Here is a 22,258-nt window from a genome sequence, read left to right as displayed (position 1 = left end):
GCCACGACGCCCGAGCCGACGGTACGACCGCCTTCACGGATGGCGAAGCGCAGACCCTGCTCCATGGCGATCGGAGCGATCAGCTTCACGGTGATGCTGACGTTGTCGCCAGGCATGACCATTTCCTTGTCCTTCGGCAGCTCCACGGCGCCAGTCACGTCCGTCGTGCGGAAGTAGAACTGGGGACGGTAGTTGTTGAAGAACGGGGTGTGACGGCCGCCTTCTTCCTTGCTCAGAACATAGATCTCAGCAGTGAAGTGGGTGTGCGGCTTGATCGTGCCGGGCTTGGCCAGCACTTGGCCGCGCTCGACGTCTTCACGCTTGGTGCCGCGCAGCAGGATACCGACGTTGTCGCCGGCTTGACCTTGATCCAGCAACTTGCGGAACATTTCCACGCCGGTCACGGTGGTCTTCTGCAGATCGCGGATACCCACGATCTCGATTTCCTCGCCGACCTTGACGATGCCGCGCTCGACGCGACCGGTCACGACAGTGCCGCGGCCAGAGATCGAGAACACGTCTTCGACCGGCAGCAGGAAGGCGCCGTCAACGGCACGATCCGGCTGGGGGATATACGTGTCCAGCGCGTCAGCCAGGCGCATGATGGCCTGCTCACCCAGGTCGCCCGTGTCGCCTTCCAGCGCCAGCTTGGCCGAGCCCTTGATGATCGGGGTGTCGTCGCCGGGGAAGTCGTACTTGCTCAGCAGCTCGCGGACTTCCATTTCCACCAGCTCCAGCAGCTCGGCGTCGTCCACCATGTCGCACTTGTTCAGGAAGACGATGATGTACTTCACGCCAACCTGACGAGCCAGCAGGATGTGCTCGCGGGTCTGGGGCATCGGGCCGTCAGCGGCCGAGCACACCAGGATCGCGCCGTCCATTTGCGCCGCGCCCGTGATCATGTTCTTCACATAGTCAGCGTGGCCCGGGCAGTCAACGTGCGCGTAGTGACGGTTGGCCGTCTCGTACTCGACGTGAGCCGTGTTGATCGTGATGCCGCGCGCCTTCTCTTCAGGAGCAGCGTCGATCTGGTCGTACGCCTTGGCCTCGCCGCCGAACTTCTTCGACAGCACGGTCGCGATCGCGGCCGTCAGCGTGGTCTTGCCATGGTCAACGTGACCAATCGTGCCCACGTTCACGTGCGGCTTGGTACGTTCAAACTTGCCTTTTGCCATCTTGCGCTCCTGGCGATCAGATCAAGAAACGGGATAGGAAGAAGAGGTGGTGCCCATGGCGCGGATCGAACGCGCGACCTCTCCCTTACCAAGGGAGTGCTCTACCACTGAGCCACATGGGCATCGACACAGGATTGATGACCATATCAGCAATCCTGTGTCGATCTCTCGACACGACACCTTCAAACTTCCGTTGGAGCGGGAAACGGGAATCGAACCCGTGTCATTAGCTTGGAAGGCTAAGGTTCTACCATTGAACTACTCCCGCCCGGGAGTTTTCCAATTCACATCTGCTTCAACTGCGAAGCGGGTGACGCCACCCGCTTCGAGTCTCTGCATTTGTTTGCCTTGGTGGAGGAGGCTGGATTCGAACCAGCGTACGCGTTAGCGGGCAGATTTACAGTCTGCTGCCTTTAACCACTCGGCCACCCCTCCGAGGCAAGCCCATGACTATAGCACCGTTCTTTTTTCGCGCAAACAAAATCTGCGCGAATTCTCCCAAGCGTGCGATTGCCGCGCCCACACCCTCCCGGAGCGCGAACCGACAACTCGCGCAACCCCTCGCGTCACGCTGCGTTCGCCAACCCCGACGGCACCCGCCGATGCCCAAGCGAGTGAAGCCGGCTACAGCAACGAGCCATCGCCAAGCGCCGCATCCAGGTCGACACACCGCAATCGAGCGGACCAGTCCTAATACCAATTTGCGACCAAGTGGTCTCATCAAGAGACCGCCGAGGCGCCCACCCGCCGTCGCCATGACGAACGGCTGGACAGCGCTTTCCATCGGGGTCGCGGCGCCGCCACAGCAGGGAAAACACGGCCTTTGAACTGGTAGCAAAGTGGCACTAGCGGCCGTTATAGTGGCATGGCATTGGTTGTATTGAGGTGTATTCGGGGGCGCCAGCCGCATGCCACTCCGCCGAAGGGTGTCGTGATTTCAGGTGCCAAGTCTTCATCACCGGCCAGCAGATGACTGGCCACTCGAGGAGCAGTTCATGAAGGTCAACAAGACCCCTATCGCGGCAGCGGTGACGCTGACGCTGCTGAGCGCGGCGTTCGCCGTGCAGGCGCAAGAACAGAAGAAGGACGACAGCGCCCAGCTGGAACAAGTGGTGGTCACCGGCATCCGCGCGTCGATGCAGTCCGCCGCCAACATCAAGAAGAACGCCACGGCTGTCGTCGACGCCGTGACCGCCGAGGACGTGGGCAAGCTGCCCGACGCCGACGTGGGCCAGGCGCTGGGCCGCATCCCCGGCATCTCGGTGGGCCGCGCGTTCGGCCAAGGCGCCTCGGTGTCCATCCGCGGTTCCGACCCCCAAATGACCTACACCACGCTGAACGGCCAGACCGTCGCGTCGACCGGCTGGTATGACCAGCAGTCGGTGGACCGGTCGTTCAACTACTCGCTGCTGCCCCCGGAACTGATCGGCGGCATGGAGGTCTACAAGTCCTCCCAGGCCGACATCACCGAAGGCGGCATCGGCGGCACCGTGATCGTCAAGACCCGCAAGCCGCTGGACCTGTCCCCGATGACGGCCTTCATCAGCACCAAGCTGGGCAAGGGCACGATCAGCAAGGACACGAACAAGGAGGTCTCGGGTCTCTTCAGCTGGCGCGACCAGCAAAAGATGTTCGGCGTGCTGGTGGCCGGCGCCTATGAGCAAGGCGACTACATGCGCCGCGGCGTCGAAGCCGACATGCGCTGGTCCGGCGACGTCGCGCCGACCACCTTCATCCAGGAACGTGAGCGCACCGCGCTGAACGTCGCCCTGCAGGCCCGTCCGATCAAGAACCTGGACATCGGCCTGAACATCATGAAGCTGGAGCTGGTCGGGGACAACTCGAACACCAGCCACTACATCTTCACCGGCAACTCGGTCTGCGACCAGACAAACCCGGACAACGGCCTGTGCGTCAAGAGCCACCGCGATACCCCGAACGCCACCAACGACGCGTTCATCCAGACCTGGGCGCGCAAGGGGAAGATGACCTCGGACAGCTACGTGCTGGACGGCTCGTACAAGGGTGAGTCCTTCAAGCTGGACGGCGTGGTCGGCACGACCAAGGCCAAGGGCGGCACGTCGATGACGACGAACTACGCCTACTCCGGCGACCCGCTCCCGAAGTGGACCGGCACCGTCGACGCCACCGGCAAGCAGATCCAGGTCAACCCGGGCTCCAACCAGAGCGTGGGCCTGAGCAACCTGCCCGCCACGATGGGTCCGTCGGGCGCCTGGGCGACCTCGCGCGGTCCCAACGAGGACAAGGAGCGCTTCGCTCAAGCCGACCTGACCATCGATCTGGACTGGGGCGCGCTGACCTCGTTCAAGACCGGCGCCCGCGCGACCGAGCACACCTTCACCCGTTGGAAGGACCGTGCCGTCTTCGCCGCGACGACGACCAACACCGCCACGTCCAACGTGTACGGCGGCAGCATGCCGATGGGCTCGCCGGGTTGGAGCTTCGTCAAGCCCAACATCGACGCGATGATGGACAACACCAGCCAGAACATCACCGGCTGGCTGGAAGAGCGTCCCGGCTACGGTCAGCTGAAGGAGGAGAACAAGGCCCTGTACGGCATGTTCGAGTTCGATCAGGGCCCGTGGCGCGGCAACTTCGGTCTGCGTTACGTGCACACGAACGCCACGAGCCGCGGCTACGCCTTCGACGGCACGCCGCTGACGCCCGGTGACACCGGTGCGAACCAGGGCTGGAGCAAGAACATCACGGTCGAGAAGTCCAGCTACAGCGAAACGCTGCCCAGCTTGAACGTGGTCTACAAGCTCGCCAGCGACACGAACCTGCGCTTTGCCGCCGCCAAGGCGATGACCCGCCCGAACTTCGTCAACATGTTCCAGGCGGAGCAGTCGGGCTACGCCGACGACCGCGCCGGCAACGAGACGCTGACCTACGGCACGGTGGCCCTGAAGCCGCAGACCTCCAAGCAGTTCGACCTCGGCATCGAGTACTACTACGGCCGCGGCAACCTGGCGTCGTTCGGCATCTTCCACAAGAAGATCGACAACTTCGTCACCACCGTCACGCAGACCAACCAGAAGATCGGCGTCGTGGACCCGGTCAGCAAGGTGGACAGCTGGACCGTGGCGCGCTACGTCAACGCCGGCGGCGGCAAGATCAACGGCTTCGAAGCCCAGGTCAACCACGCCTTCGACAACGGCTTCGGCGCGTCGGTGAACTACACCTACTCGGACGCCAAGGCCCCCAGCACCAGCTACGAAGACCAGCTGAACATGTTCACGCTGTCCTCCAAGCACAACTGGAACCTGGTCGGCTATTACGAGAATCAAACCTACTTCGCCCGCCTGGCCTACAACTGGCGCTCGAAGTACATGATTCGCGAAACGCCGTACTGGTATGGCAACCGCATGCACGACAGCATCGGCAGCCTGGATCTGAGCCTGGGCTGGAACATCACCGACAAGATCAAGCTGTCCTTCGAAGCGGTCAACCTGCTCAAGGACGACGACATCCAGTACGGTGCCGCCGGCAAGAACACGACCTCGAAGGCGCCGACACAAGCCGGCTTCCCGGCCTGGTCCTTCTTGGGCGAGACGACCTACCGCGTCGGCCTCAGCGCCAAGTTCTGATTCCTGGACATCTCCGAGGGCTGCGGCCCTCTTCCAAGCCCGGCAGCCGCCGGGCTTTTTTCATTGGCGAATGGCCAAGCGTCGGTGCCCTTCCCAGGACGCATCAGCGGACGCCGATCAGAAGTCCACGAAGGTGTTGACGGTGAGGCGACCCTGGCGCGGGTCGTCGCTGATGCTCAGCTGCGGATTCACGCAGGCCGTGTGCAGCAATGCGCCGGCGTAGACGACCAGGCGGTTGAACTTCGCCGGCAGCATGCCGAGGAACTCGAAGTGCTCGTCGCCCGCATCGAAGTAGCGCCGGGGTGGCGGCCGGCGGTCGAGCTCATCGCGAATCGCCGCGGCAAAGCGGTCCTTGTCGTCGGCGGCAATGCGCTGCAGGCCCGTGGCCTTGTGGCGATAAAAACCGGTGCCGCCGTGGCGACCGTCGCAGAGATACAGCAGCGCCGCCATATAGCGCGGCGCGCTCGAGTCGAAATGCGGCAGCCGCTGCAGCGGACCGAGCTGCTCGGGCGCGAGCGTCGTCAGCGAGAACATGCACGGCGTCTTGCGCAGCGGCAGGGACTCGTCGATGCCGTAGTTGATCTTGATCAGCGGATCCAGCAGCGCGGCCAGCTCCTGCGAATAGGCCGCGGGCGCCGCCGCGCGAATGCCCGGATAGCCCTTGCCTTCGGCCGCGCCGGGGCACGGCTCGAAGACGCTGTCGCAGGCGGCCTGCACGAGTGCCCCCGGATCCTCGAGGAAGTCGTCGATCAGCAGAACCTGGTGGCCGCCGATGGACAGCGACTGCACATCGGGCGGCATGCGGATGGCGAAGCTCATCGCGCGATTGTCCGTCGGGTCGCGGCGATGCGCGTCCGGCTTCACACCTTGATGAAGATCCGGCGCTTCTCCAGCACCTTCACGATCGCCCACCACACCGCGACGAACACCAGCGCGAACGCCAGCGAGCGCCCTTCCGGTCCGACCAGCGGCTCCAGCCAGCCGAAGCCGTGGGCGTAGATCGGGGCCATCCAATGGAAGCCCTCGAGGAAGACCGTGCACATCCACGCGCCGGCGTAGGCGGCGATCGCGTTGACGCCGAAGCTGCGGAACAGCGGCGGCCAGCCGGCGCGGTCGATCAGCGCGTGCGCAGCGAGCAGCGCCAGCGCCGCCAGCCCGCCGGTCCACAGCACGAAGGCCGGCGTCCACAGGTTCTTGTTGATCGGCATCAGCCCGCTGGCGTCGAGCGCGAAGCCTGCCGCCGCGGCAACCACGCCGATGATCGCGAGCCGCCGGAGCGCGCCGTCGCGCAGCGCCTCGCCGCAGCGCCAGCCCAGCAGCGTCGTGGCCAGCGCGCCCAGCGTGGCGACGATGCCCTCGGGGTCGTGGCCCAGACCGGTGACCGCATCCCATTCATAGCCATGCGGGCCGAGCAGCCAGGCGTCGATGCGGCTGGCGATGTTGCCGGCCTTGTCCAGCGGCCCGCCCCACAGCAGCAAGGCGCCGTAGCCGATCAGCAAGGCGGCGATCCAGGCCCACTGCCCGCGCGCGCGCCACTGGATCGCGATCAGCCCGACGATGCCGAAGCACAGGCCGATTCGCTGCAAGACGCCGGGGATGCGGAAGGCCGGCTTGTCCATCAGCCACCAGGCCAGCGCGTGCAGCACCAGGCCCAGCACCAGGATGCGCAGCGCGCGGTTGATCACCGTGCCGCGCAGCGCGGCGCCGCCGCCGGACGCGATGCGCGCGCCCATCGCGAGCGACAGCGACACGCCGACGATGAACAGGAAGAAGGGGAAGACCAGATCGGTAGGCGTCCAGCCGTTCCAGGCGGCATGCTCCAGCGGTGCGTAGACATGGCCCCAGTCGCCCGGGTTGTTGACCAGCAGCATCGCCGCCACGGCGAGTCCGCGCAGCGCGTCCACCGACGCGATGCGCTGCTTGGGAGTCGAGGTCATGTCAGCGGAGGCTCAGAAAAGCGCGGCGCCGTGGAGGCGCCATCGGGGTCTCAGAAATCGCAGCGGCTTTCGAGCGCGGGCTGCGCGGCCGGCACCTCGTCCAGGCGGGCGATGCCGCGCTGGCGCCAGCGGGCGACCTGCTGCTCGACCTGGGCCGGGCTCAGCACCGTGTCCTTGACGTGGAAGACCCAGTCGACGTCCTGCTCGTAGACGCGCGGCGGGCCCCCGGCCGGGCCTTGCGGCAACGGGCCTTCGGGCGAGAACCACAGGTTGAAGTTGATCGACATCGGCACGACCGGATAGTTGCGGCCGCCGTGCTGGTCGATCTTGCGACCGTCGAGATACCAGTGCGTGCGGCCGTCGGCGACCTGCATCACCAGGGTGTGCCAATCGTGCCCGGGCGCGCCCAGCGCGGTGAACTCCTCGTGCTGCTGGTTGAAAGCCAGCCAGGGATCGAGTCGCACGGTCTGCCAGGTGATGCCGTAGATGCGGGTCTTGTCGCTGCCCCAGCCGCCGTTGGGCAGGTACTCCCAATCGAGCTCGCTGAACTCGGGATCAAAGTCGTGCTTGAGCGGGCTGACCGCGTAGAAGGTCTGAATCACCGGGTCGCCGTCGGCGCCGCTGATGGGGGTGTCGCTGAAGCGGATGCGGGCGGCGTAGGTGCCGGCCAGGTACTTGCGCTGATGGCAGACCTGCGCTTGCGTTGTGCCCGGGCCGGTGCCGTCGGTCGCGCCGCGCAGGCGCAGCTTGCCGTCGACGACGCTCAGGCCTTCGGGGGCCCAGCGGGCGCCGGGGATGCCGGGATGGCCCGCCGCGCTGCGCGGCGACCAGCCCTGCTTGAACATCGCGGCGATGTCCGGGTACTTGAAGTCGTCGAAGAAATACTGGGGCGGCGAGGACGAAGCGGCATGCGCGCCGGCGGTCGCCAGCAGAGCGCCCGACACGGCCAGCGCGGTCAATGCGGTGACGGTGGACAGCTGCGTCTTCATGTCGCGTTCTCCACGGGCGCGGCGATGCCCTCGGCGGGCTTGGCCGCCTTGCCGGGCATGCGCACGAACAGCAGCAGGATCAGCGCCGGCAGGCCGCAGGCGATGGTCCAGAGGAAAAAGTGCTCGTAGCCCATCTTGATCTGGATGTCGCCGCTGATGGTCTTGGACAGGATGAAGCCCAGCTGCATCACGCCCGATCCCAGCGCGTAATGCGCCGTCTGGAACTTGCCCGGCGCCACCACCTGCATGATGTACAGGATCATCCCGACGAAGCCGAAGCCGTAGCCCAGCATCTCGATGGCGACGGCGGCGCCGACGTGCCACAGGTCCGCCGGCAGCGTCACCGCCAGGTAGTAGAAGGTCGCGTTGGGCACCGCCATCGCGATGATCAGGAAGGGCATGGCGCGTCGCAGGCTGAGCCAGCTCGTGAAGTAGCCGCCCAGAATGCTGCCGGCCAGGAAGGCCGCCGTGCCCACGGTGCCGTAGACCCCGCCCACCTGCTCGGTGGTCAGGCCCAGGCCGCCCTTGTCGCGCGCCTCGATCAGGAAGAGCGGGCCGATGGTCTGCACCTGGCCCTCGGCGAAGCGGAACATCACGATGAACAGGATCATCAGCCAGATGCCGGGCTTGCTCAGGAAATCGGCGATCACCTCGCGCAGCGTCTTGAGCACGCCGGCCGCGGTGAGGTCGCCGTGATCGGTGTTGAGCACGCCGGGCAGCGCATAGGCGTTGTAGCTGGCCAGCACGAACAGCAGCACCGCCAGCAAACCGAAGATCACCGACCAAGCGTTCATGACGCCGATGCCGCGCTCCAGATGACCGGCCAGCACCAGCAGGCCGCCCAGCGTCAGGAACTTGGAAGCGTTGAAGAACGCGCCCTGCCAGCCGGCATAGGCCGCCTGCTGCTTGTCGTCGAGTGAGGCCATGTACAGGCCGTCGCAGGCGATGTCATGGGTGGCCGAGGCATAGGCCAGCAGGAACAGCACCGCCAAGCTGGCCGCGAACCACATCGGCAGCTGCAGCGCCATCGCCATCAGCGCAAGCCCCGCCGCGCTGGTGAATTGGCCGAAGACGACGATCAGCTTCTTGCTGCGGGCCAGCTCCAGGAAAGGGCTCCACAGGGGCTTGAACGCCCAGGCCAGGCCGAGCAGGCCGGTCCAGCGCGCGATCTGGTCGTTGGCCACGCCCATGTTCTTGTACATGAGGCCGGCGATCAGCATCACGACGAAGAACTGCATGCCCTGCACGAAATACAGGCTGGACACCCAGCGGATGGGGCTGCGCTCGGAGGCCGCGTCGACGGCGTCGGCGGCGGGAATCTGCGACTGGCTCATGGGGGAGGCCCTCGGATCGATGCGGTGCGTCGGCGACGATGGCCGATGCCGGGTCAGTTCAGGGTGACGGGCGACTGGCCGCCGGCGTCGCCGCGGCCTTGCAGCCAGGCGCCGAGCGCGGCCAGCGCGCCGTCGGCATAGCCCCAGCTGATCACCGTCGGCGCGGCCACGTCCAGCGACTGGAACGGATTCCACAGCACCAGATGCAGATCGGGCTTCCAGCCGCCGGCCTGCGCGCCGTAGCGCGCGCGGTGCGTGGAGGCCACGATGTTGAAGCGGCCGTCGGCCGGCACCTGCGCCCAGTCCAGCGCGGCGATGTCGCCCAGCGACACGAACTCCACGTTGGAGAAGCCCTCGAACAGCGCCCTCACCTGCGCGCCGGTCGGGCCCGCCTCGGACACGCCGTCGGTGGGCACCTCGTCCTGCACCAGCACGCGCACCGGGCGATCCACCGCCGGCGCGCTCGCGCCGCGCAGCGCGCTCAGGCCCGCAGCCCAGGCGCGACGCATCAGCACGTCGTCGGCCTCGCGGACCGCGCCCTGGTAATCGTCGAAGCGGACCGGGAAGTCGCGCGCCAGCTTGTCCAGGCGCGCCGCCGCCTGACGGCAGCGATCGACCCGCAGCGCGCCGCGCGACAGCGCATCCTGCAGCGCATGAATGGCCTGCGCCTGCTCGTCCAGCGAGCCCTGCGCCAGGATCATGTCGGCGCCGGCGTCGATCGCCAGCACCGCCGCCTTCGCATAGCCGTAGCGCTCGGCGATGGCCTTCATCATCAGCGCGTCGGTGATCACCACGCCGTCGTAGCCGTACTCGTCGCGCAGGATGCCGCCGAGGATGGTCTTGGACAGCGTCGCCGGATACAGCGGATCGATGCGCGGATAGACGATGTGGGCCGTCATCATCGACGGCGCCGCGTCGCGCAGCGCCTTGAAGGGCTTGAGCTCCAGCGCATCCAGTTCCTCGCGCGTCTTGTCCACCGTCGGCAGATCCAGATGCGAGTCGACATGCGTGTCGCCGTGACCGGGGAAATGCTTGATGCAGCAGGCCACGCCCGCCGCCATCGAGCCGCGCATCCACGCGCCCGCCAGACGGGTCACCGTCTCGGCGGTCTCGCCGAAGCTGCGCTCCGCGATGACCGGATTGGCCGGGTTGTTGTTGATGTCGGTGACCGGCGCGAAATTCCAGTTGATGCCGATGCTGCGCAGCCCGCGCGCCACGGCGGCGCCGACGGACTCGGCCAGCGCCTCGTCGCCCGAGGCGCCCAGCGCCATCGCCGACGGCGGCTGCGGCAGGAAGGTCGCCCGCACGACGGAGCCGCCCTCCTGGTCCAGACCGATCAGCGCGTCGGGCCCCATGGCCTCGCGCAGATCGCGTGTCAGCTGCCGGACCTCGGCCTCGGTGCCCAGGTTCTTGCGGAACAGACAGACCGCGCGGATCTGGTTGTCGCGCAGAAAGGCCGCGGTCGTCGCATCCAGCGTCTTGCCCTGGATGTCCACCATCACCAGCCGGCCCGGATGGAATGCTGTCTCGCTCATGTCGCTCTCTTGTTGCCTGGCCCGCGGGGTCGGCGGCTGGGAATCGAAGGTTCGTCGCGGAGGTCCGATCCACTCGGGCCCCGCGGCATCAGGCGGCGAGGGCTCGCGCCCTCGCCGCGTTCAACGGGATCAATGCGTCTTGGTGACCTTGGCCAGATGGCGCGGCTGGTCGGGGTTGAGGCCGCGGGCCTGCGCCAGCGCCTCGACCATCGGATAGAAGCTCTGCACCGCGGCGATCGGATCCAGGTCCTCGTTGCCGGTGCAGGTCAGCGGCAGCTCGGCGCCGGGCGTGCCGGCCGGCGCGGCCAACAGCACGCGCGCGCCACGGCCGCGCATCTCCTCGGCCAGGGCCAGCAGACCGGCCTGGGCCGGGCCGCGCGGCGCGAACAACAGCAGCGGATAGCCCTCTTCCACCAGCGCCATCGGGCCGTGCTTGACCTCGGCGCCGGAGAAGGCCTCGGCCTGGATGCCGCAGGTCTCCTTGAACTTCAGCGCCGCTTCCAGCGCGATCGGCAGCGAGGTGCCGCGGCCGATGACGAACAGCTTGTCCGCGTCCTTGAGCGCGTCCACCGCCACGTCCCAGCGCTGCTTGGCGGCTTCCTCGAGCGCCTGCGGCAGGGTCTGCAGCGCGGCGGCCAGGTCCTCGTCGCCTTGCCAGGCGGAGACCACGCGCGCGCCTGCCACCAGCTGCGCGATGTAGCTCTTGGTCGCGGCCACGCTCTGCTCCACGCCGGCATGCAGGCGGAAGACGTGCTCGGCGGCCGCTTCCAGCGGCGAGCCGTCCGCGTTCACGAAGGCCACGGTGCGGGCGCCATTGGCGCGGAAGTACTGCGTCGGCGAAACCAGATCGGGGCTCTGGCCCGATTGCGAGAAGGCCAGCGACACCAACCCCTTGCTTTCGATCTTGCTTTGATAGAGCGTGATCAGCGACATCGGCAGCGAGGTCACCAAGCGGCCCAGGCGCGCCATCACCAGGTAGGCGAGGTAATGCGAGGCGTGGTCCGAGCTGCCGCGCGCGATGGTCAGCAGCGAGGTCGGCGGCTGCTCTCGCAGCGCGGCGCCCAGGGCGGCGTAGGCGTTCTGATCGGCGGCCAGTTGACGGGCCACCGCTTGCGGCGCGCTCAGCGCCTCATCCAGCATTCGCGAGGTCAATTGCTTCTCCTTCGACGACCACGCGTTGCAACTGCAAGCCACGGTCCATGACGACAAAGTCGGCCCAGGCGCCCGGAGCCAGTCGGCCCCGGTCGTCCAGACCCAGGTAATCGGCGGCGTGGGTCGAGACGCGCCGCGACGCGTCCTCGATCTCCAGGCCGAGTTTCAGCACCAGGTTGCGCAGCGCCTGGTCCATGGTCAGCGTCGAGCCGGCCAGCGTGCCGTCGGGCAGGCGCACGCCGCCCAGGCACTTGGTGACGCGGTGACGACCCAGGCGGTACTCGCCGTCAGGCATGCCGGCGGCGGCGGTCGAGTCGGTGACGCAGAACAGGCAGGGAATGCTGCGCAGCGCGACGCGGATCGCGCCGGGGTGCACATGCAGCAGATCGGGGATGATCTCGGCGTACTGCGCATGGGCCAGCGCGGCGCCCACCATGCCGGGCTCGCGGTGGTGCAGCCCGGTCATCGCGTTGAACAGATGAGTGAAGCCGCCGGCGCCGCGAGCCAGCGCGGCCACGCCGTCCTCGTAGGTGCCCAGCGTGTGGCCGATCTGCACCTGGAAGCCGTCGGCGCGCAGTGCGGCGACGAGGTCCAGATTGCCCGGCACTTCCGGCGCCAGCGTGATCAGCCGGATCGGCGCAATCGCGTGCAGCGCGCGGATCTCGTCCAGCGTGGCGCTGCGGGGAAAGTCCGGCTGCGCGCCCAGCTTGCCGGGGTTGATGTAGGGGCCTTCGAGATGCACGCCCAGCACGCGCGCGGCGCCAGCGGGGCGCTCGCGGCAGAGCGTGGAGAGCGCGTCCAGCGCATGGCGGATCTCGTCCAGCGGCGCCGTCATCGTGGTGGCCAGCAGCGAGGTGGTGCCGTGGCGCACATGCAGCTTGGCGAGCGCGATCGCCGCGTCGCCGCCTTCCATCGTGTCGCGGCCGGCGCCGCCGTGCACATGCGTGTCGATGAAGCCGGGGAGGATCAGGGGCAGGTCTTGCGCGCCGTGGCGGACCTCGTACTCGGAGGTCGCATGGCCGTCGATGCGGAGGATGCGACCGTCTTGATGTTCAAGCACACCGCGGACGAAACCGCTGGGTGTCAGGATGAATCCGTCGATGTGCTTGGCCGTCATCCGTCGCGCCTCATCTCCGCGACGAAGTCGTAGTAGTCGCTGCGGCAATAGGAATGGGTCAGCTCCACGGCCTGACCCTGGTCGAGGTAGCCCACCCGCGTGATGAAGAGCACCGCCTGTCCCACCGGGACTTCCAGCAGGCCGGCCAGACGCGAGTCCGCATTGATGGCGCGGATGTGCTGCAGCGCGCGCACCGGCGCGCCGCCGTGTTGCGCGAGGTGCTCGTACAGCGAGGACTCGACCTTCTGCGGCTCGGGCAGCACGGCCTCGGGCAGCACGGACAGCTCATAGGCCATGACGACGGCGTCGGCCAGGCGCAGGCGCTCCAGGCGCGCGACGCGTTGACCCGTGGTCAGGCCCAGCGAGAGCTGCTCGTCCGGCGCGGCCATGGCGAAGCCGCGGGTGAGCCAGCGGCTGCTCGGCTTGAAGCCGCGCTGATGCAGTTCCTCGGAGAAGCTGGTCAGACGCGACAGCGGCTGCTCGAGCTTGGGGGCGATGTAGTTGCCGGAGCCGCGCTTGCGCACGATCAGGCCTTGCTCGACGAGTCGGTCGATGGCCTTGCGCGCGGTCACGCGCGAGAGGTCGAGGGACTCGGAGAGGACGCGTTCGGACGGCAGCGCTTCGTCGGCTTGGTACTGGCCTTCGCGGATCGCCTGGGCCAGCTTGTGGGCCAGCTGCATGTACAACGGCGAGGCGGCGGCGGAATCGGGCTTGAACTGGAAGGGCAGCTTGGTGCTCATCGGGCGTCTCTTCTTCTCAACGTGTTTCGGAGAGAGCGCCGCGGATCAGCCGCAGCGCGCCGTCGGCCGAGTCGCCTTGAGGCGACACGCAACGGGCCCGAATGTTGCCTGAGAAAAGCGCGGCAAGCCGCTGCGCCACGGAGCCCGCCAGCGACAGCGGCAGCTGCTGCGTGGGGTCCAGCGCGAGGGCGAGCTGCTCCAGCTCCGCCACCGCCTGCGCGACCAGCGCGCCGGCCGCGGGATCCGATTCCGAATGCTCGAAGACGAGCGGGGCCAGCTGCGCATAGGCGTGCTGACCGGCCTGGGCGACCCAGGCGTTGATCGCGTCGCGGTCCTGCTCGTGCGTCGCGCCCGCGGCGCCCCACACGGCTTGCGCGAGCGGTCCGGCGACCACGCGGCCGTCCATCGCCTTCTGCGCGATGCGCATGGCCTGGATGCCCAGCCACGCGCCCGATCCTTCGTCGCCGCCGATCCAGCCCCAGCCGCTGACGCAGACCATGGAGCCGTCGGCCCGCAGGGCTTCGCCGACGGTGCCGGTGCCCGCCGCGATCACGCCGCCGGGTTGGCCCGCGTGCGCGCCGATGACCGACGAGGTGCCGTCATTGACCAGCTCGATGTGGGCGTAGCCCGGCTGCTGCGCGATGAAGGCCTGCGCCTGCGCGGCCACGCCCGCGCCGGACAGTCCGAGCCCGATGGCGGTTTCGCTGAGCGGCAGCCGTTCGATGCCCGACTTCGCGGCGGCTTCCTGAACGGCCATCTGGATGTGGCGCCAGGCTTGGGCGATGCCCTGCCCCAGCGCCGACGGCCCGGCCCAACCCTGGCCGAGCAGACGTCCATGGACGTCGCTGAGGCGGACCCGCGTGCCGGTGCCACCGCCATCCACTCCCACGAGGAAGCGGACGACCGCGAAGCGCGGCTGCAACGGCGCGGACCAGGCGTCCGCCAGGGAGAGGGCATTCATGATTAATACCAGTTTAGTACCAAAAAACGCGGAGCGTCAATTGGTAGCGCACTGGACTTAACCCTGATGCCTGAGGCCGCTCCGCAAGGGGGATCTGGCCCACGACCACCGGCGTACCAGTTGTGGGCAACGCCGATGGGAGGGCCGAGCGGGGAGTATCGCGCGGCCCTCGCTGGTCCGTTTCACCTCATCGCTTGGGTCGCCCGGACTCGTGCTTGTCGTCGAAGACGCCATACATCTTGTACACCGGAATCACGACGAGCAACCCGATGGCCATGCCAAGGATCCCGCCGCCAATGCGCTCGATGGCGCCGGCCTCGTCGGGATACGCGGCGATGAGCCAGTCGAGGCCGAGACGCCCGACAAAAGCCAGGCCCGCGCTCGCGGCCAAGAGCGTGACCATCAGCAGCGCGCGATGCTTCGCAGGAGGTGCATGCCTGTCGCTCATGGGCCGGGCCTGCGTTGCGATCGGGTGTCGGCGTAAAGGCGCATCGCCGGGTCGGCCGAGGGCAGGGCCTGGGCAGCGTTCGGGCTCGCCAGTGCGACGATCAGCGCTGAGACGACGGCCCTCAACCTGCGTTCCACCACACCCGCCATCGCTACGGCTTGCCCATGTTGACGGTGAACTTCACGGGCAAGCCGTACGTCGCCAGCGCCGCCGATTGCGACGGCGCCAGCCCAAACTCGCACGTCCCCTCACCGTCCTCATTCGAGAGCGCCGCGACAAAGATGTCGAAGTAGGCCTCTTCAACGTTGGGGAGGTTTGAGAGCCCTGACTGTGGACCCAGCGCGTTGAGCAGCTCCGTCAGGACCGTCGAGACCTCCATCCCGTCGCGTTCAACGATCAAGGCCCACAGGCCAGTCTTCGCGGAGATCGTGGCCCCGGCCGAGGTTGTTCGCGTCTCTCCGCGTGTCCGCGATGACGTCGGTGCAACGCTGACGGCCGCAGTAACGTCGCTTGGCTGGAGTTCTGCGCCCTTGAGGTAAAGGGCCGCGATCACCTTGTGGTCGGGCATGTTCATCTCGGCCTGACGTCCACGCTTAACGTGGCTCGATGACCCAACCTGCGGCCGGGCAGTAGCTGATGAAAGCGTTCGGGACGCTCATCAGGAGCAGTTCGTCATCGACTTCGTACTCCGCGAGATTGGCGCTCAGTTGCAGCCGCAGGTCATCGCCACTGCACAACGTGATCCGATGCGCGCTCACGTCAAGTGTGAGCGCTTCGATCGAGCGCCCCTTCAGCAAGTCCAAGCCCGATCGGTTGTGCTGTGCAGAGCTGGACGAATCGGCAATGATTCGCCCGCCCAACTCCAAGGCCCAATCGGCATAGAGCAGTCGGAAGAAGGTCTCCTCACTCGATCCGACGATCTTGACGAAGCTTCCCCAGTACTGGTCCGCAGAACTCACGGTGAGCGGCAGCCGCTGCATCAGGATGGACGGAATCTCCATGATCACCATGTCCCGTTCTTGATTTGTTGAGCGATATCGACCAGGTCTTGCCAACCATAGCCCTGCCCGCTGATGGCGTCGTGCCGTGTCTGCCGCTGTTCTTGTCAAACCACCCACAGCCTTTGCAGCGCTCGCAGGTCGCGCAACGACGCGCCTTCGCGTCAGTCCAAGGACCAGTCGAGGTCCACGCCCCGCGTCTTCAACCAAGCGCTCGCCGCCGAGAAATGCCCGCAACCAATGAACGGCGCGGGCCCGCGGGTCGCGGACAGTGGAGACGGGTGATTGGCCTGCAGCACCAGGTGCCCGCGCCCTGCCGACTCGATCAACGGCGCCTTCGCCTGCGCATGCGCGCCCCACAGCAGATAGACCTTGGGGGCCGGGTCTTGCGCGGTGGCCGCGATGAGCGCGTCGGTCAGCGACTCCCAGCCCTTCTTCGCATGGGACGCCGCCGCGCCGTCCTCGACGGTCAGGCTGGTGTTGAGTAGCAGCACGCCGCGCTTGGCCCATTCGACGAGGTGACCGGACATCGCCGGCTGCTGGCCGAGGTCACGCAGCAGCTCCTTGAAGATGTTGCGCAGCGACGGCGGCAGCTTTTGCCCGATGGGCACGGAGAACGCGAGGCCCTCGGCCTGCCCGGGCCCGTGATACGGGTCCTGGCCAACGATGACCACCTTCGCATTCGTGAGCGGCGTGAGCCGCAGCGCCCGCAAGGGATCGGGCGGATAGATCACCGCCCCCTCCGCGACGCGCGCCTTCAGCAGCGCCTCGATGCGCTGCCCGTCGGCGCCCGCGCGCCATGCGTCGATCAGCGGCTGCCAGCCGTCGCCGACCTGCCAATCGATGGAAGAGAAGCTCGCGCCCATCAGTTGAACAGCGCCGCGAGTGCCGCGCCCGGATCGGGCGCGCGCATGAAGGCCTCGCCGACGAGGAAGGCGTTGACCTGGGCCTCGCGCATGCGGGCCACATCGGCCGGGCCGAGGATGCCGGACTCCGTCACCAGCAGCCGGTCCGCCGGCACCTGCTTGAGCAGTCCCAGCGTCGTGTCCAGCGTCACCTCGAAGGTCTTGAGGTTGCGGTTGTTGATGCCCACCATCGGCGTCTTCAGACGCAGCGCGCGCTCCAGCTCCGCGCCGTCATGGACCTCGACCAGCACGTCGAGTCCGAGCCCCAGCGCGCAGTCCTCGAGCTCCGCCATCTGCCCGTCGTCCAGGCTGGCGGCGATCAGCAGAATGCAGTCGGCGCCCATCGCGCGGGCCTCGTAGACCTGGTACGCGTCGATCATGAAATCCTTGCGCAGCACCGGCAGCGCGCAGGCCGCGCGGGCCTGCTGAAGGTACTCGACCGAGCCCTGGAAATGCGGCGCGTCGGTCAGCACGCTGAGGCAGGCGGCGCCGTGCTGCTCGTAGCTGCGAGCGATCTCGGCCGGACGGAAGTCCGCGCGCAGCACGCCCTTGCTGGGACTGGCCTTCTTCACCTCGGCGATCACGCCGCTGCGGCCCGCCGCGATCTTGGCGCGCAGCGCGTTCACGAAACCGCGCGTCGGCTCGGCGCGGGACTCGGCCTTGGCGCGCAGCGCGGCCAGCGGCAGCTGGGCCTGCGCAGCCGCGACCTCTTGCCGCTTCACGGCGTTGATGCGATCCAGGATGTCGGACATGGCTCTCTCACTTCTTCTCCGGCGTCAGCGCCGGCGACGACCGCGCAGAGGTCGCTCAGGACCTCCGGCGGCGTCAGATCAGGACTGCGCCGCGGCTTGCCGCTGCGTCTCGGCGACGAACTGGTCGAGCTTGGCGCGCGCCGCGCCGGACTCGATCGCCACGCGCGCCTTCGCGATGCCGTCGGCGATGCTGTCGACCACATTGGCCGCATACAGCGTCGCGCCGGCATTCAGCAACACGATGTCGCGCGCCGCGCCGGGCTCGTTGCCCAGCACGCCCAGCAGGATCTTGCGGCTCTCCTCCGGTCCGCTCACCCGCAGATTGCGGCTCGCGACCATGGGCATGCCGAAGTCCTCGGGATGGATCTCGTACTCGCGGATCTCGCCGTTCTTCAGCTCGCCCACCATCGTCGCCGCGCCCAGCGAGATCTCGTCCATCCCGTCCTTCCCGTACACCACGACCGCGTGCTCCGCGCCCAGGCGCTGCATCACGCGGACCTGGATGCCCACCAGGTCCGGATGGAACACGCCCATCAGGATGTTGGGCGCGCCCGCCGGATTGGTCAGCGGGCCCAGGATGTTGAAGATGGTGCGCACGCCCAGTTCCTTGCGGACGGGCGCGATGTTCTTCATCGCCGGATGGTGGTTGGGCGCGAACATGAAACCGATGCCGGTCTGCTCCACGCACTGCGCCACCGCCTGCGGCGGCAGCGACAGCGTCACGCCCAGCGCCTCGAGCACATCGGCGCTGCCGGTCTTCGAGGACACGCTGCGGTTGCCGTGCTTGGCCACCTGCGCGCCCGCCGCGGCCGCGACGAACATCGAGCAGGTCGAGATGTTGAAGGTGTGCGCGCCGTCGCCGCCGGTGCCGACGACGTCGACCAGGTGCGGACCCGGTGCGATCGGCACCTTCACCGAGAACTCGCGCATCACTTGCGCGGCGGCGGTGATCTCGCCGATGGTTTCCTTCTTGACGCGCAGGCCGATCAGGATGGCCGCTGCGGTCACGGGCGAGATGTCGCCGCTCATGATGCGGCGCATCAGCGCCAGCATCTCGTCATGGAAGATCTCGCGATGCTCGATGACGCGGACCAGTGCTTCGTTGTCGGTGATGGGCATGGAGCTCTCCGATCAGGCCTGGGCTTGGAAGAAGCGGCGCGTCGCCGCGATCGCGCGGTCGACGCCCTCGGCGTCCACGTCGAGGTGGGTCACGAAGCGCAGCTTGTAGAGCCCCGTCGACAACACGCCCTCGCGCTTCAGATGCGCGACCAGCTGGGTCGCGATCTCCTTGTCCACATCGCAGAACACCATGTTGGTCTGCGGCGCTTCCACCGTCAGACCGGGCAGACCTTGCAGCCCCTCGGCCAGACGCGTCGCGAGCACGTGATCCTCGCCCAGCCGCGCGACATGATGGTCCAGCGCATGATGCGCCGCCGCCGCGAGCACCCCCGTCTGCCGCATCGCGCCGCCGAGCATCTTGCGCGCGCGCCGCGCGCGCCGGATCAGCTCGCGCGAGCCGCACAGCATGGAGCCCGCCGGCGCGCCCAGCCCCTTGGAGAAGCACACCGACACGCTGTCGAAGTGCGAGCAGATGCGCTTCGCGGCCGCATAGGGATCGCCGCCCTCGGCCGCCGCCACGGCCACCGCCGCGTTGAACAGCCGCGCGCCGTCGAGATGCCGCGACAGGCCGTGGCGCTGCGCCAGCTCGGAGGCCTGGGCCAGGTAGCCCATGGGCAGGACCTTCCCGCCGATGGTGTTCTCCAGCGCCAGCAGGCGCGTCCGCGCGAAGTGCGGGTCATCGGGCTTGATGTTGGCCTCGACGTCGGCCAGCGGCAGCGAGCCGTCGGCCGCGTGATTCAGCGGCTGCGGCTGGATCGATCCCAGCACCGCCGCGCCGCCGCCCTCCCAGCGATAGGTGTGGGCGTACTGGCCGACGATGAACTCATCGCCGCGCTCGCAATGCGCCATCAGCGCGGCCAGATTGCTCTGCGTGCCGGTCGGCATGAACAGCCCGGCCTCGAAGCCCAGCCGCTCCGCCAGCGCCGCCTGCAGCGCGTTCACGCTGGGGTCGTCGCCGAAGACGTCGTCGCCCAGCGGAGCCGCGGCCATTGCCGCGCGCATCGCGGCCGTCGGTTGGGTGACGGTGTCGCTGCGCAGGTCGACGACCTTCGCGCGGTTCGTGTTCACCGCGTTCGTACTTGCATTCATCGCGCCAACTCCAGGAAGTTCTTGAGCATCGCGTGACCGTGCTCGGACAGGATGGATTCAGGGTGGAACTGCACGCCTTCCAGCGGCGTCGCGGTCCCGGCCAGCGCGCGATGACGCACGCCCATGATTTCGCCGTCGTCGGTGCGGGCGCTGATCTCCAGCGCTGCGGGCAGCGAGGATTCCTCGATCGCCAGCGAGTGATAGCGGATCACGTCGAAGCGTTCCGGCAGCCCGCTGAACACGCCTTGCCGATCGGTGGCGATGGTCGAGGACTTGCCGTGCATCTGCACCTTGGCGCGGATGATGTGGCCGCCCAGCGCGGCACCGATGCTCTGGTGCCCCAGGCACACGCCCAGGATGGGCAGTTGGCCGATGAAGCGCTGGATCGCCGGTACGCACACGCCCGCTTCCTTGGGCGTGCAGGGACCGGGCGAGAGCACCAGGTGGGTCGGGTTGAGCGCCGCGATCTCGTCCAGCGTGATCTGGTCGTTGCGCACCGTCTTCACGTCGGCGCCGAGCTCGGCGAAGTACTGCACCAGATTGAAGGTGAAGCTGTCGTAGTTGTCGATCATCAGCAGCATGTCGTTCTCCGTCCTCAGCCTCAGAAACCTTCTTCGACCAGCTCCGCGGCGCGCAGCAGCGCGCGCGCCTTGGCCTCGGTCTCCTTCCATTCGAGCTCGGGCACCGAATCGGCCACGATGCCCGCCGCCGCCTGCACGTACAGCACCTGGTCCATGACCACGCCGGTGCGGATCGCGATGGCCAGGTCCATGTCGCCGCCGAAGCTCAGGTAGCCGCAGGCGCCGCCGTAGATGCCGCGCTTGACCGGCTCGAGCGTGTCGATGATCTCCATCGCGCGGATCTTGGGCGCGCCCGACAGCGTGCCCGCCGGGAAGCTGGCGCGGAACACGTCCATGTTGCCGACGTCCGGCTTGAGGATGCCCTCGACGTTGCTGACGATGTGCATCACATGCGAGTAGCGCTCCACCGCGAAGGCGTCGGTGACCTTGACGCTGCCCGTCTGCGCGATGCGGCCGATGTCGTTGCGCGCCAGGTCGATCAGCATCAGATGCTCGGCGCGTTCCTTCGGATCGGCCTTGAGCTCAACCTCCAGCGCCTGGTCCTGTTCCGGCGTGCCGCCGCGCGGACGCGTCCCCGCCAACGGGCGGATCGTCACCTTGCGGCCGTCGGGCGTGGACTCCTGTCGCACGAGGATCTCCGGCGAGGCGCCGACGATCTGGAAGTCCCCCATGTCGTAGAAGTACATGTAGGGACTGGGATTGAGCGAGCGCAGCGCGCGGTACAGGCTCAGCGGCGACTCGGTGTAGCGCTTCTTCAGGCGCTGGCCGAAGACGATCTGCATGCAGTCGCCGGAGGCGATGTACTCCTTGGCCTTGTCCACCGACGCCAGGAAATCGGCCTTCGCGAATTCGCGCTCCACCGGATGCGCCTGGCCGCGGGCCACGCGCGGCGCGGCCACGGAATAGCTCAGCTTGTCCTTGAGCTCGGTGAGCCGCTTCTTGGCGCGGAAATAGGCCTCGGGCTGCGACGGGTCCGCATAGACGATCAGATAGAGCTTGCCCGACAGGTTGTCGATGACGGCAAGCTCCTCGCACTGCAGCAGCATCACGTCGGGCGTGGGCAGGCCGCCCTCGGGCGTGGAGTCGGCCAGGCGCGGCTCGATGTAGCGCACCGCGTCGTAGCCGAAGTAGCCGGCCAGACCGCCGCAGAAGCGCGGCATGCCGGGCCGCAGCGCGACCTTGAAGCGCTGCTGATAGGACTCGATGAAGGCGAGCGGGTCGCCCTCGTGGATCTCGATGACCTCGCCGTCGCGGATCACGCGGGTGGTCGTGCCCTCGCTCTTGAGGACGGTGCGGGCCGGCAAGCCGATGAAGGAGTAACGGCCGAAGCGCTCGCCGCCGACCACCGACTCCAGCAGGAAGCTGTGACGGCCGGGGCCGTTGCCGGCGCAGAGCTTGAGATACAGCGACAGCGGCGTCTCGAGATCGGCGAAGGCCTCGCTGATGAGGGGGATGCGGTTGTAGCCGTCGGCGGCCAGGCTTTGGAATTCCAGTTCGGTGATCACGTCGTCAAACCTCTCGTGAATGCGGCGTGCGGTCAGTGTTGGACACGTGACGCGACGCGCGCAAGCGCAGTCTCAGGTCGCCTGTTGGACCTGCCCCATCGACCAGGGTGCAGAGAATGTGTGACGGTGTCCCGCGGCCGGAGAAAGAGCATCCGGGGCGGGTGGCAAGCAGCAGGCGGCTTCAGGTGAAGTCGTGCCAGGATCGCCAGGGCCAGGCTCCCCGGTCGTTCGACCCCTTGATGTGCTTGCGCGTGATAAACATGGTGCGGCGCAGTGTAGCAGGAGCATCCCCGATGGCCGCCGCGCGGGCGCT

The 22,258-nt window shown here is 67.6% G+C and carries 20 protein-coding genes and 3 tRNA genes; 1 reads left to right on the top strand and 22 read right to left on the bottom strand.

The window, feature by feature from the left end; translation table 11 throughout:
• From tuf to ABDW59_RS03220, 4 genes are all read right to left on the bottom strand, one after another.
• Positions 1 to 1,175: elongation factor Tu (gene tuf / locus ABDW59_RS03235; RefSeq protein WP_343627989.1), on the bottom strand; the 1,175-nt coding region annotated here is incomplete at its 3' end.
• A gap of 47 nt (positions 1,176 to 1,222) precedes the next feature.
• Positions 1,223 to 1,297 (bottom strand) — tRNA-Thr (locus ABDW59_RS03230).
• Between the two features lie 72 nt (positions 1,298 to 1,369).
• Positions 1,370 to 1,443: transfer RNA gene (locus ABDW59_RS03225), tRNA-Gly, on the bottom strand.
• An 81-nt stretch (positions 1,444 to 1,524) separates the two neighbouring features.
• Positions 1,525 to 1,610: transfer RNA gene (locus tag ABDW59_RS03220), tRNA-Tyr, on the bottom strand.
• 560 nt (positions 1,611 to 2,170) lie between these two features.
• Here ABDW59_RS03220 and ABDW59_RS03215 point away from each other — a divergent pair.
• Entirely contained in the window at positions 2,171 to 4,783 is a 2,613-nt protein-coding gene (locus tag ABDW59_RS03215) for a TonB-dependent receptor (RefSeq protein ID WP_343627987.1), read from the top strand.
• Positions 4,784 to 4,900: 117 nt separating this feature from the next.
• On the opposite strand, the gene ABDW59_RS03210 is transcribed toward ABDW59_RS03215, so the two are convergent.
• The 18 genes from ABDW59_RS03210 to trpE form a co-directional block, all read right to left on the bottom strand.
• On the bottom strand, positions 4,901 to 5,602 hold the full coding sequence (locus ABDW59_RS03210) for a DUF6445 family protein (RefSeq protein ID WP_343627986.1): 702 nt from the start codon (positions 5,600 to 5,602) through the stop codon (positions 4,901 to 4,903).
• A gap of 41 nt (positions 5,603 to 5,643) precedes the next feature.
• Positions 5,644 to 6,720: a heparan-alpha-glucosaminide N-acetyltransferase domain-containing protein gene (locus ABDW59_RS03205; RefSeq protein WP_343627984.1), complete on the bottom strand. Its 1,077-nt coding sequence runs from the start codon at positions 6,718 to 6,720 to the stop codon at positions 5,644 to 5,646.
• A 50-nt stretch (positions 6,721 to 6,770) separates the two neighbouring features.
• A complete protein-coding gene (locus ABDW59_RS03200) occupies positions 6,771 to 7,709 on the bottom strand; it encodes a glycoside hydrolase family 16 protein (protein WP_343627982.1) in 939 nt (312 codons plus the stop codon).
• Positions 7,706 to 9,043: an MFS transporter gene (locus tag ABDW59_RS03195; RefSeq protein ID WP_343627981.1), complete on the bottom strand. Its 1,338-nt coding sequence runs from the start codon at positions 9,041 to 9,043 to the stop codon at positions 7,706 to 7,708. The genes ABDW59_RS03200 and ABDW59_RS03195 overlap by 4 nt, the downstream gene beginning before the upstream one ends.
• A gap of 53 nt (positions 9,044 to 9,096) precedes the next feature.
• On the bottom strand, positions 9,097 to 10,578 hold the full coding sequence (nagZ, locus tag ABDW59_RS03190; RefSeq protein WP_343627980.1) for a beta-N-acetylhexosaminidase: 1,482 nt from the start codon (positions 10,576 to 10,578) through the stop codon (positions 9,097 to 9,099).
• 129 nt (positions 10,579 to 10,707) lie between these two features.
• Positions 10,708 to 11,718 carry an SIS domain-containing protein gene (locus ABDW59_RS03185; protein ID WP_343628009.1) on the bottom strand — a complete coding sequence of 337 codons (1,011 nt, stop codon included), beginning with the start codon at positions 11,716 to 11,718 and terminating at the stop codon, positions 10,708 to 10,710.
• Positions 11,708 to 12,847 (bottom strand): N-acetylglucosamine-6-phosphate deacetylase, encoded by a 1,140-nt coding sequence (gene nagA / locus ABDW59_RS03180; RefSeq protein ID WP_343627979.1) that lies wholly within the window; start codon positions 12,845 to 12,847, stop codon positions 11,708 to 11,710. The genes ABDW59_RS03185 and nagA overlap by 11 nt, the downstream gene beginning before the upstream one ends.
• Entirely contained in the window at positions 12,844 to 13,587 is a 744-nt protein-coding gene (locus tag ABDW59_RS03175; RefSeq protein WP_067066530.1) for a GntR family transcriptional regulator, read from the bottom strand. The genes nagA and ABDW59_RS03175 overlap by 4 nt, the downstream gene beginning before the upstream one ends.
• A 16-nt stretch (positions 13,588 to 13,603) precedes the next feature.
• Positions 13,604 to 14,548, bottom strand: coding sequence for a BadF/BadG/BcrA/BcrD ATPase family protein (locus tag ABDW59_RS03170; protein ID WP_343627978.1), 945 nt, complete (start codon positions 14,546 to 14,548; stop codon positions 13,604 to 13,606).
• A gap of 187 nt (positions 14,549 to 14,735) precedes the next feature.
• Positions 14,736 to 14,996, bottom strand: coding sequence for a hypothetical protein (locus ABDW59_RS03165; RefSeq protein WP_343627977.1), 261 nt, complete (start codon positions 14,994 to 14,996; stop codon positions 14,736 to 14,738).
• Positions 14,997 to 15,147: 151 nt separating this feature from the next.
• Positions 15,148 to 15,564: a DUF4279 domain-containing protein gene (locus ABDW59_RS03160; RefSeq protein ID WP_343627975.1), complete on the bottom strand. Its 417-nt coding sequence runs from the start codon at positions 15,562 to 15,564 to the stop codon at positions 15,148 to 15,150.
• A gap of 25 nt (positions 15,565 to 15,589) precedes the next feature.
• Positions 15,590 to 16,006 carry a hypothetical protein gene (locus ABDW59_RS03155; protein WP_343627974.1) on the bottom strand — a complete coding sequence of 139 codons (417 nt, stop codon included), beginning with the start codon at positions 16,004 to 16,006 and terminating at the stop codon, positions 15,590 to 15,592.
• 152 nt (positions 16,007 to 16,158) lie between these two features.
• Entirely contained in the window at positions 16,159 to 16,860 is a 702-nt protein-coding gene (locus tag ABDW59_RS03150) for a uracil-DNA glycosylase (protein ID WP_343627973.1), read from the bottom strand.
• Positions 16,860 to 17,651 (bottom strand): indole-3-glycerol phosphate synthase TrpC, encoded by a 792-nt coding sequence (gene trpC, locus ABDW59_RS03145; protein ID WP_343627972.1) that lies wholly within the window; start codon positions 17,649 to 17,651, stop codon positions 16,860 to 16,862. Before trpC ends, ABDW59_RS03150 begins: the two co-directional genes overlap by 1 nt.
• 78 nt (positions 17,652 to 17,729) lie before the next feature.
• On the bottom strand, positions 17,730 to 18,770 hold the full coding sequence (gene trpD, locus ABDW59_RS03140) for an anthranilate phosphoribosyltransferase (protein WP_343627971.1): 1,041 nt from the start codon (positions 18,768 to 18,770) through the stop codon (positions 17,730 to 17,732).
• Positions 18,771 to 18,782: 12 nt separating this feature from the next.
• A complete protein-coding gene (ltaE, locus tag ABDW59_RS03135) occupies positions 18,783 to 19,859 on the bottom strand; it encodes a low-specificity L-threonine aldolase (protein WP_343627969.1) in 1,077 nt (358 codons plus the stop codon).
• Positions 19,856 to 20,440, bottom strand: a complete 585-nt coding sequence (locus ABDW59_RS03130; protein ID WP_343627967.1) for an aminodeoxychorismate/anthranilate synthase component II — start codon at positions 20,438 to 20,440, stop codon at positions 19,856 to 19,858. Before ABDW59_RS03130 ends, ltaE begins: the two co-directional genes overlap by 4 nt.
• 20 nt (positions 20,441 to 20,460) lie before the next feature.
• The gene (gene trpE / locus ABDW59_RS03125; protein ID WP_343627965.1) at positions 20,461 to 21,945 is read right to left on the bottom strand and encodes an anthranilate synthase component I; all 1,485 of its coding nucleotides are present in this window, start codon (positions 21,943 to 21,945) and stop codon (positions 20,461 to 20,463) included.
• Positions 21,946 to 22,258 lie beyond the last annotated feature (313 nt).

The organism is Roseateles sp. (assembly GCF_039595295.1).
GTDB lineage: Bacteria > Pseudomonadota > Gammaproteobacteria > Burkholderiales > Burkholderiaceae_C > Roseateles.
The sequence above is the reverse complement of the archived record's forward strand: the minus strand, read 5'-3'. Positions and strand labels throughout refer to the sequence as shown.

Coding starts and splice junctions, on each gene's coding strand:
- ABDW59_RS03215 (WP_343627987.1), top strand. CDS start 2,171: ATGAAGGTCAACAAGACCCCTATCGCGGCAGCGGTGACGCTGACGCTG.
- ABDW59_RS03210 (WP_343627986.1), bottom strand. CDS start 5,602: ATGAGCTTCGCCATCCGCATGCCGCCCGATGTGCAGTCGCTGTCCATC.
- ABDW59_RS03205 (WP_343627984.1), bottom strand. CDS start 6,720: ATGACCTCGACTCCCAAGCAGCGCATCGCGTCGGTGGACGCGCTGCGC.
- ABDW59_RS03200 (WP_343627982.1), bottom strand. CDS start 7,709: ATGAAGACGCAGCTGTCCACCGTCACCGCATTGACCGCGCTGGCCGTG.
- ABDW59_RS03195 (WP_343627981.1), bottom strand. CDS start 9,043: ATGAGCCAGTCGCAGATTCCCGCCGCCGACGCCGTCGACGCGGCCTCC.
- nagZ (WP_343627980.1), bottom strand. CDS start 10,578: ATGAGCGAGACAGCATTCCATCCGGGCCGGCTGGTGATGGTGGACATC.
- ABDW59_RS03185 (WP_343628009.1), bottom strand. CDS start 11,718: ATGCTGGATGAGGCGCTGAGCGCGCCGCAAGCGGTGGCCCGTCAACTG.
- nagA (WP_343627979.1), bottom strand. CDS start 12,847: ATGACGGCCAAGCACATCGACGGATTCATCCTGACACCCAGCGGTTTC.
- ABDW59_RS03175 (WP_067066530.1), bottom strand. CDS start 13,587: ATGAGCACCAAGCTGCCCTTCCAGTTCAAGCCCGATTCCGCCGCCGCC.
- ABDW59_RS03170 (WP_343627978.1), bottom strand. CDS start 14,548: ATGAATGCCCTCTCCCTGGCGGACGCCTGGTCCGCGCCGTTGCAGCCG.
- ABDW59_RS03165 (WP_343627977.1), bottom strand. CDS start 14,996: ATGAGCGACAGGCATGCACCTCCTGCGAAGCATCGCGCGCTGCTGATG.
- ABDW59_RS03160 (WP_343627975.1), bottom strand. CDS start 15,564: ATGCCCGACCACAAGGTGATCGCGGCCCTTTACCTCAAGGGCGCAGAA.
- ABDW59_RS03155 (WP_343627974.1), bottom strand. CDS start 16,006: ATGGTGATCATGGAGATTCCGTCCATCCTGATGCAGCGGCTGCCGCTC.
- ABDW59_RS03150 (WP_343627973.1), bottom strand. CDS start 16,860: ATGGGCGCGAGCTTCTCTTCCATCGATTGGCAGGTCGGCGACGGCTGG.
- trpC (WP_343627972.1), bottom strand. CDS start 17,651: ATGTCCGACATCCTGGATCGCATCAACGCCGTGAAGCGGCAAGAGGTC.
- trpD (WP_343627971.1), bottom strand. CDS start 18,770: ATGCCCATCACCGACAACGAAGCACTGGTCCGCGTCATCGAGCATCGC.
- ltaE (WP_343627969.1), bottom strand. CDS start 19,859: ATGAATGCAAGTACGAACGCGGTGAACACGAACCGCGCGAAGGTCGTC.
- ABDW59_RS03130 (WP_343627967.1), bottom strand. CDS start 20,440: ATGCTGCTGATGATCGACAACTACGACAGCTTCACCTTCAATCTGGTG.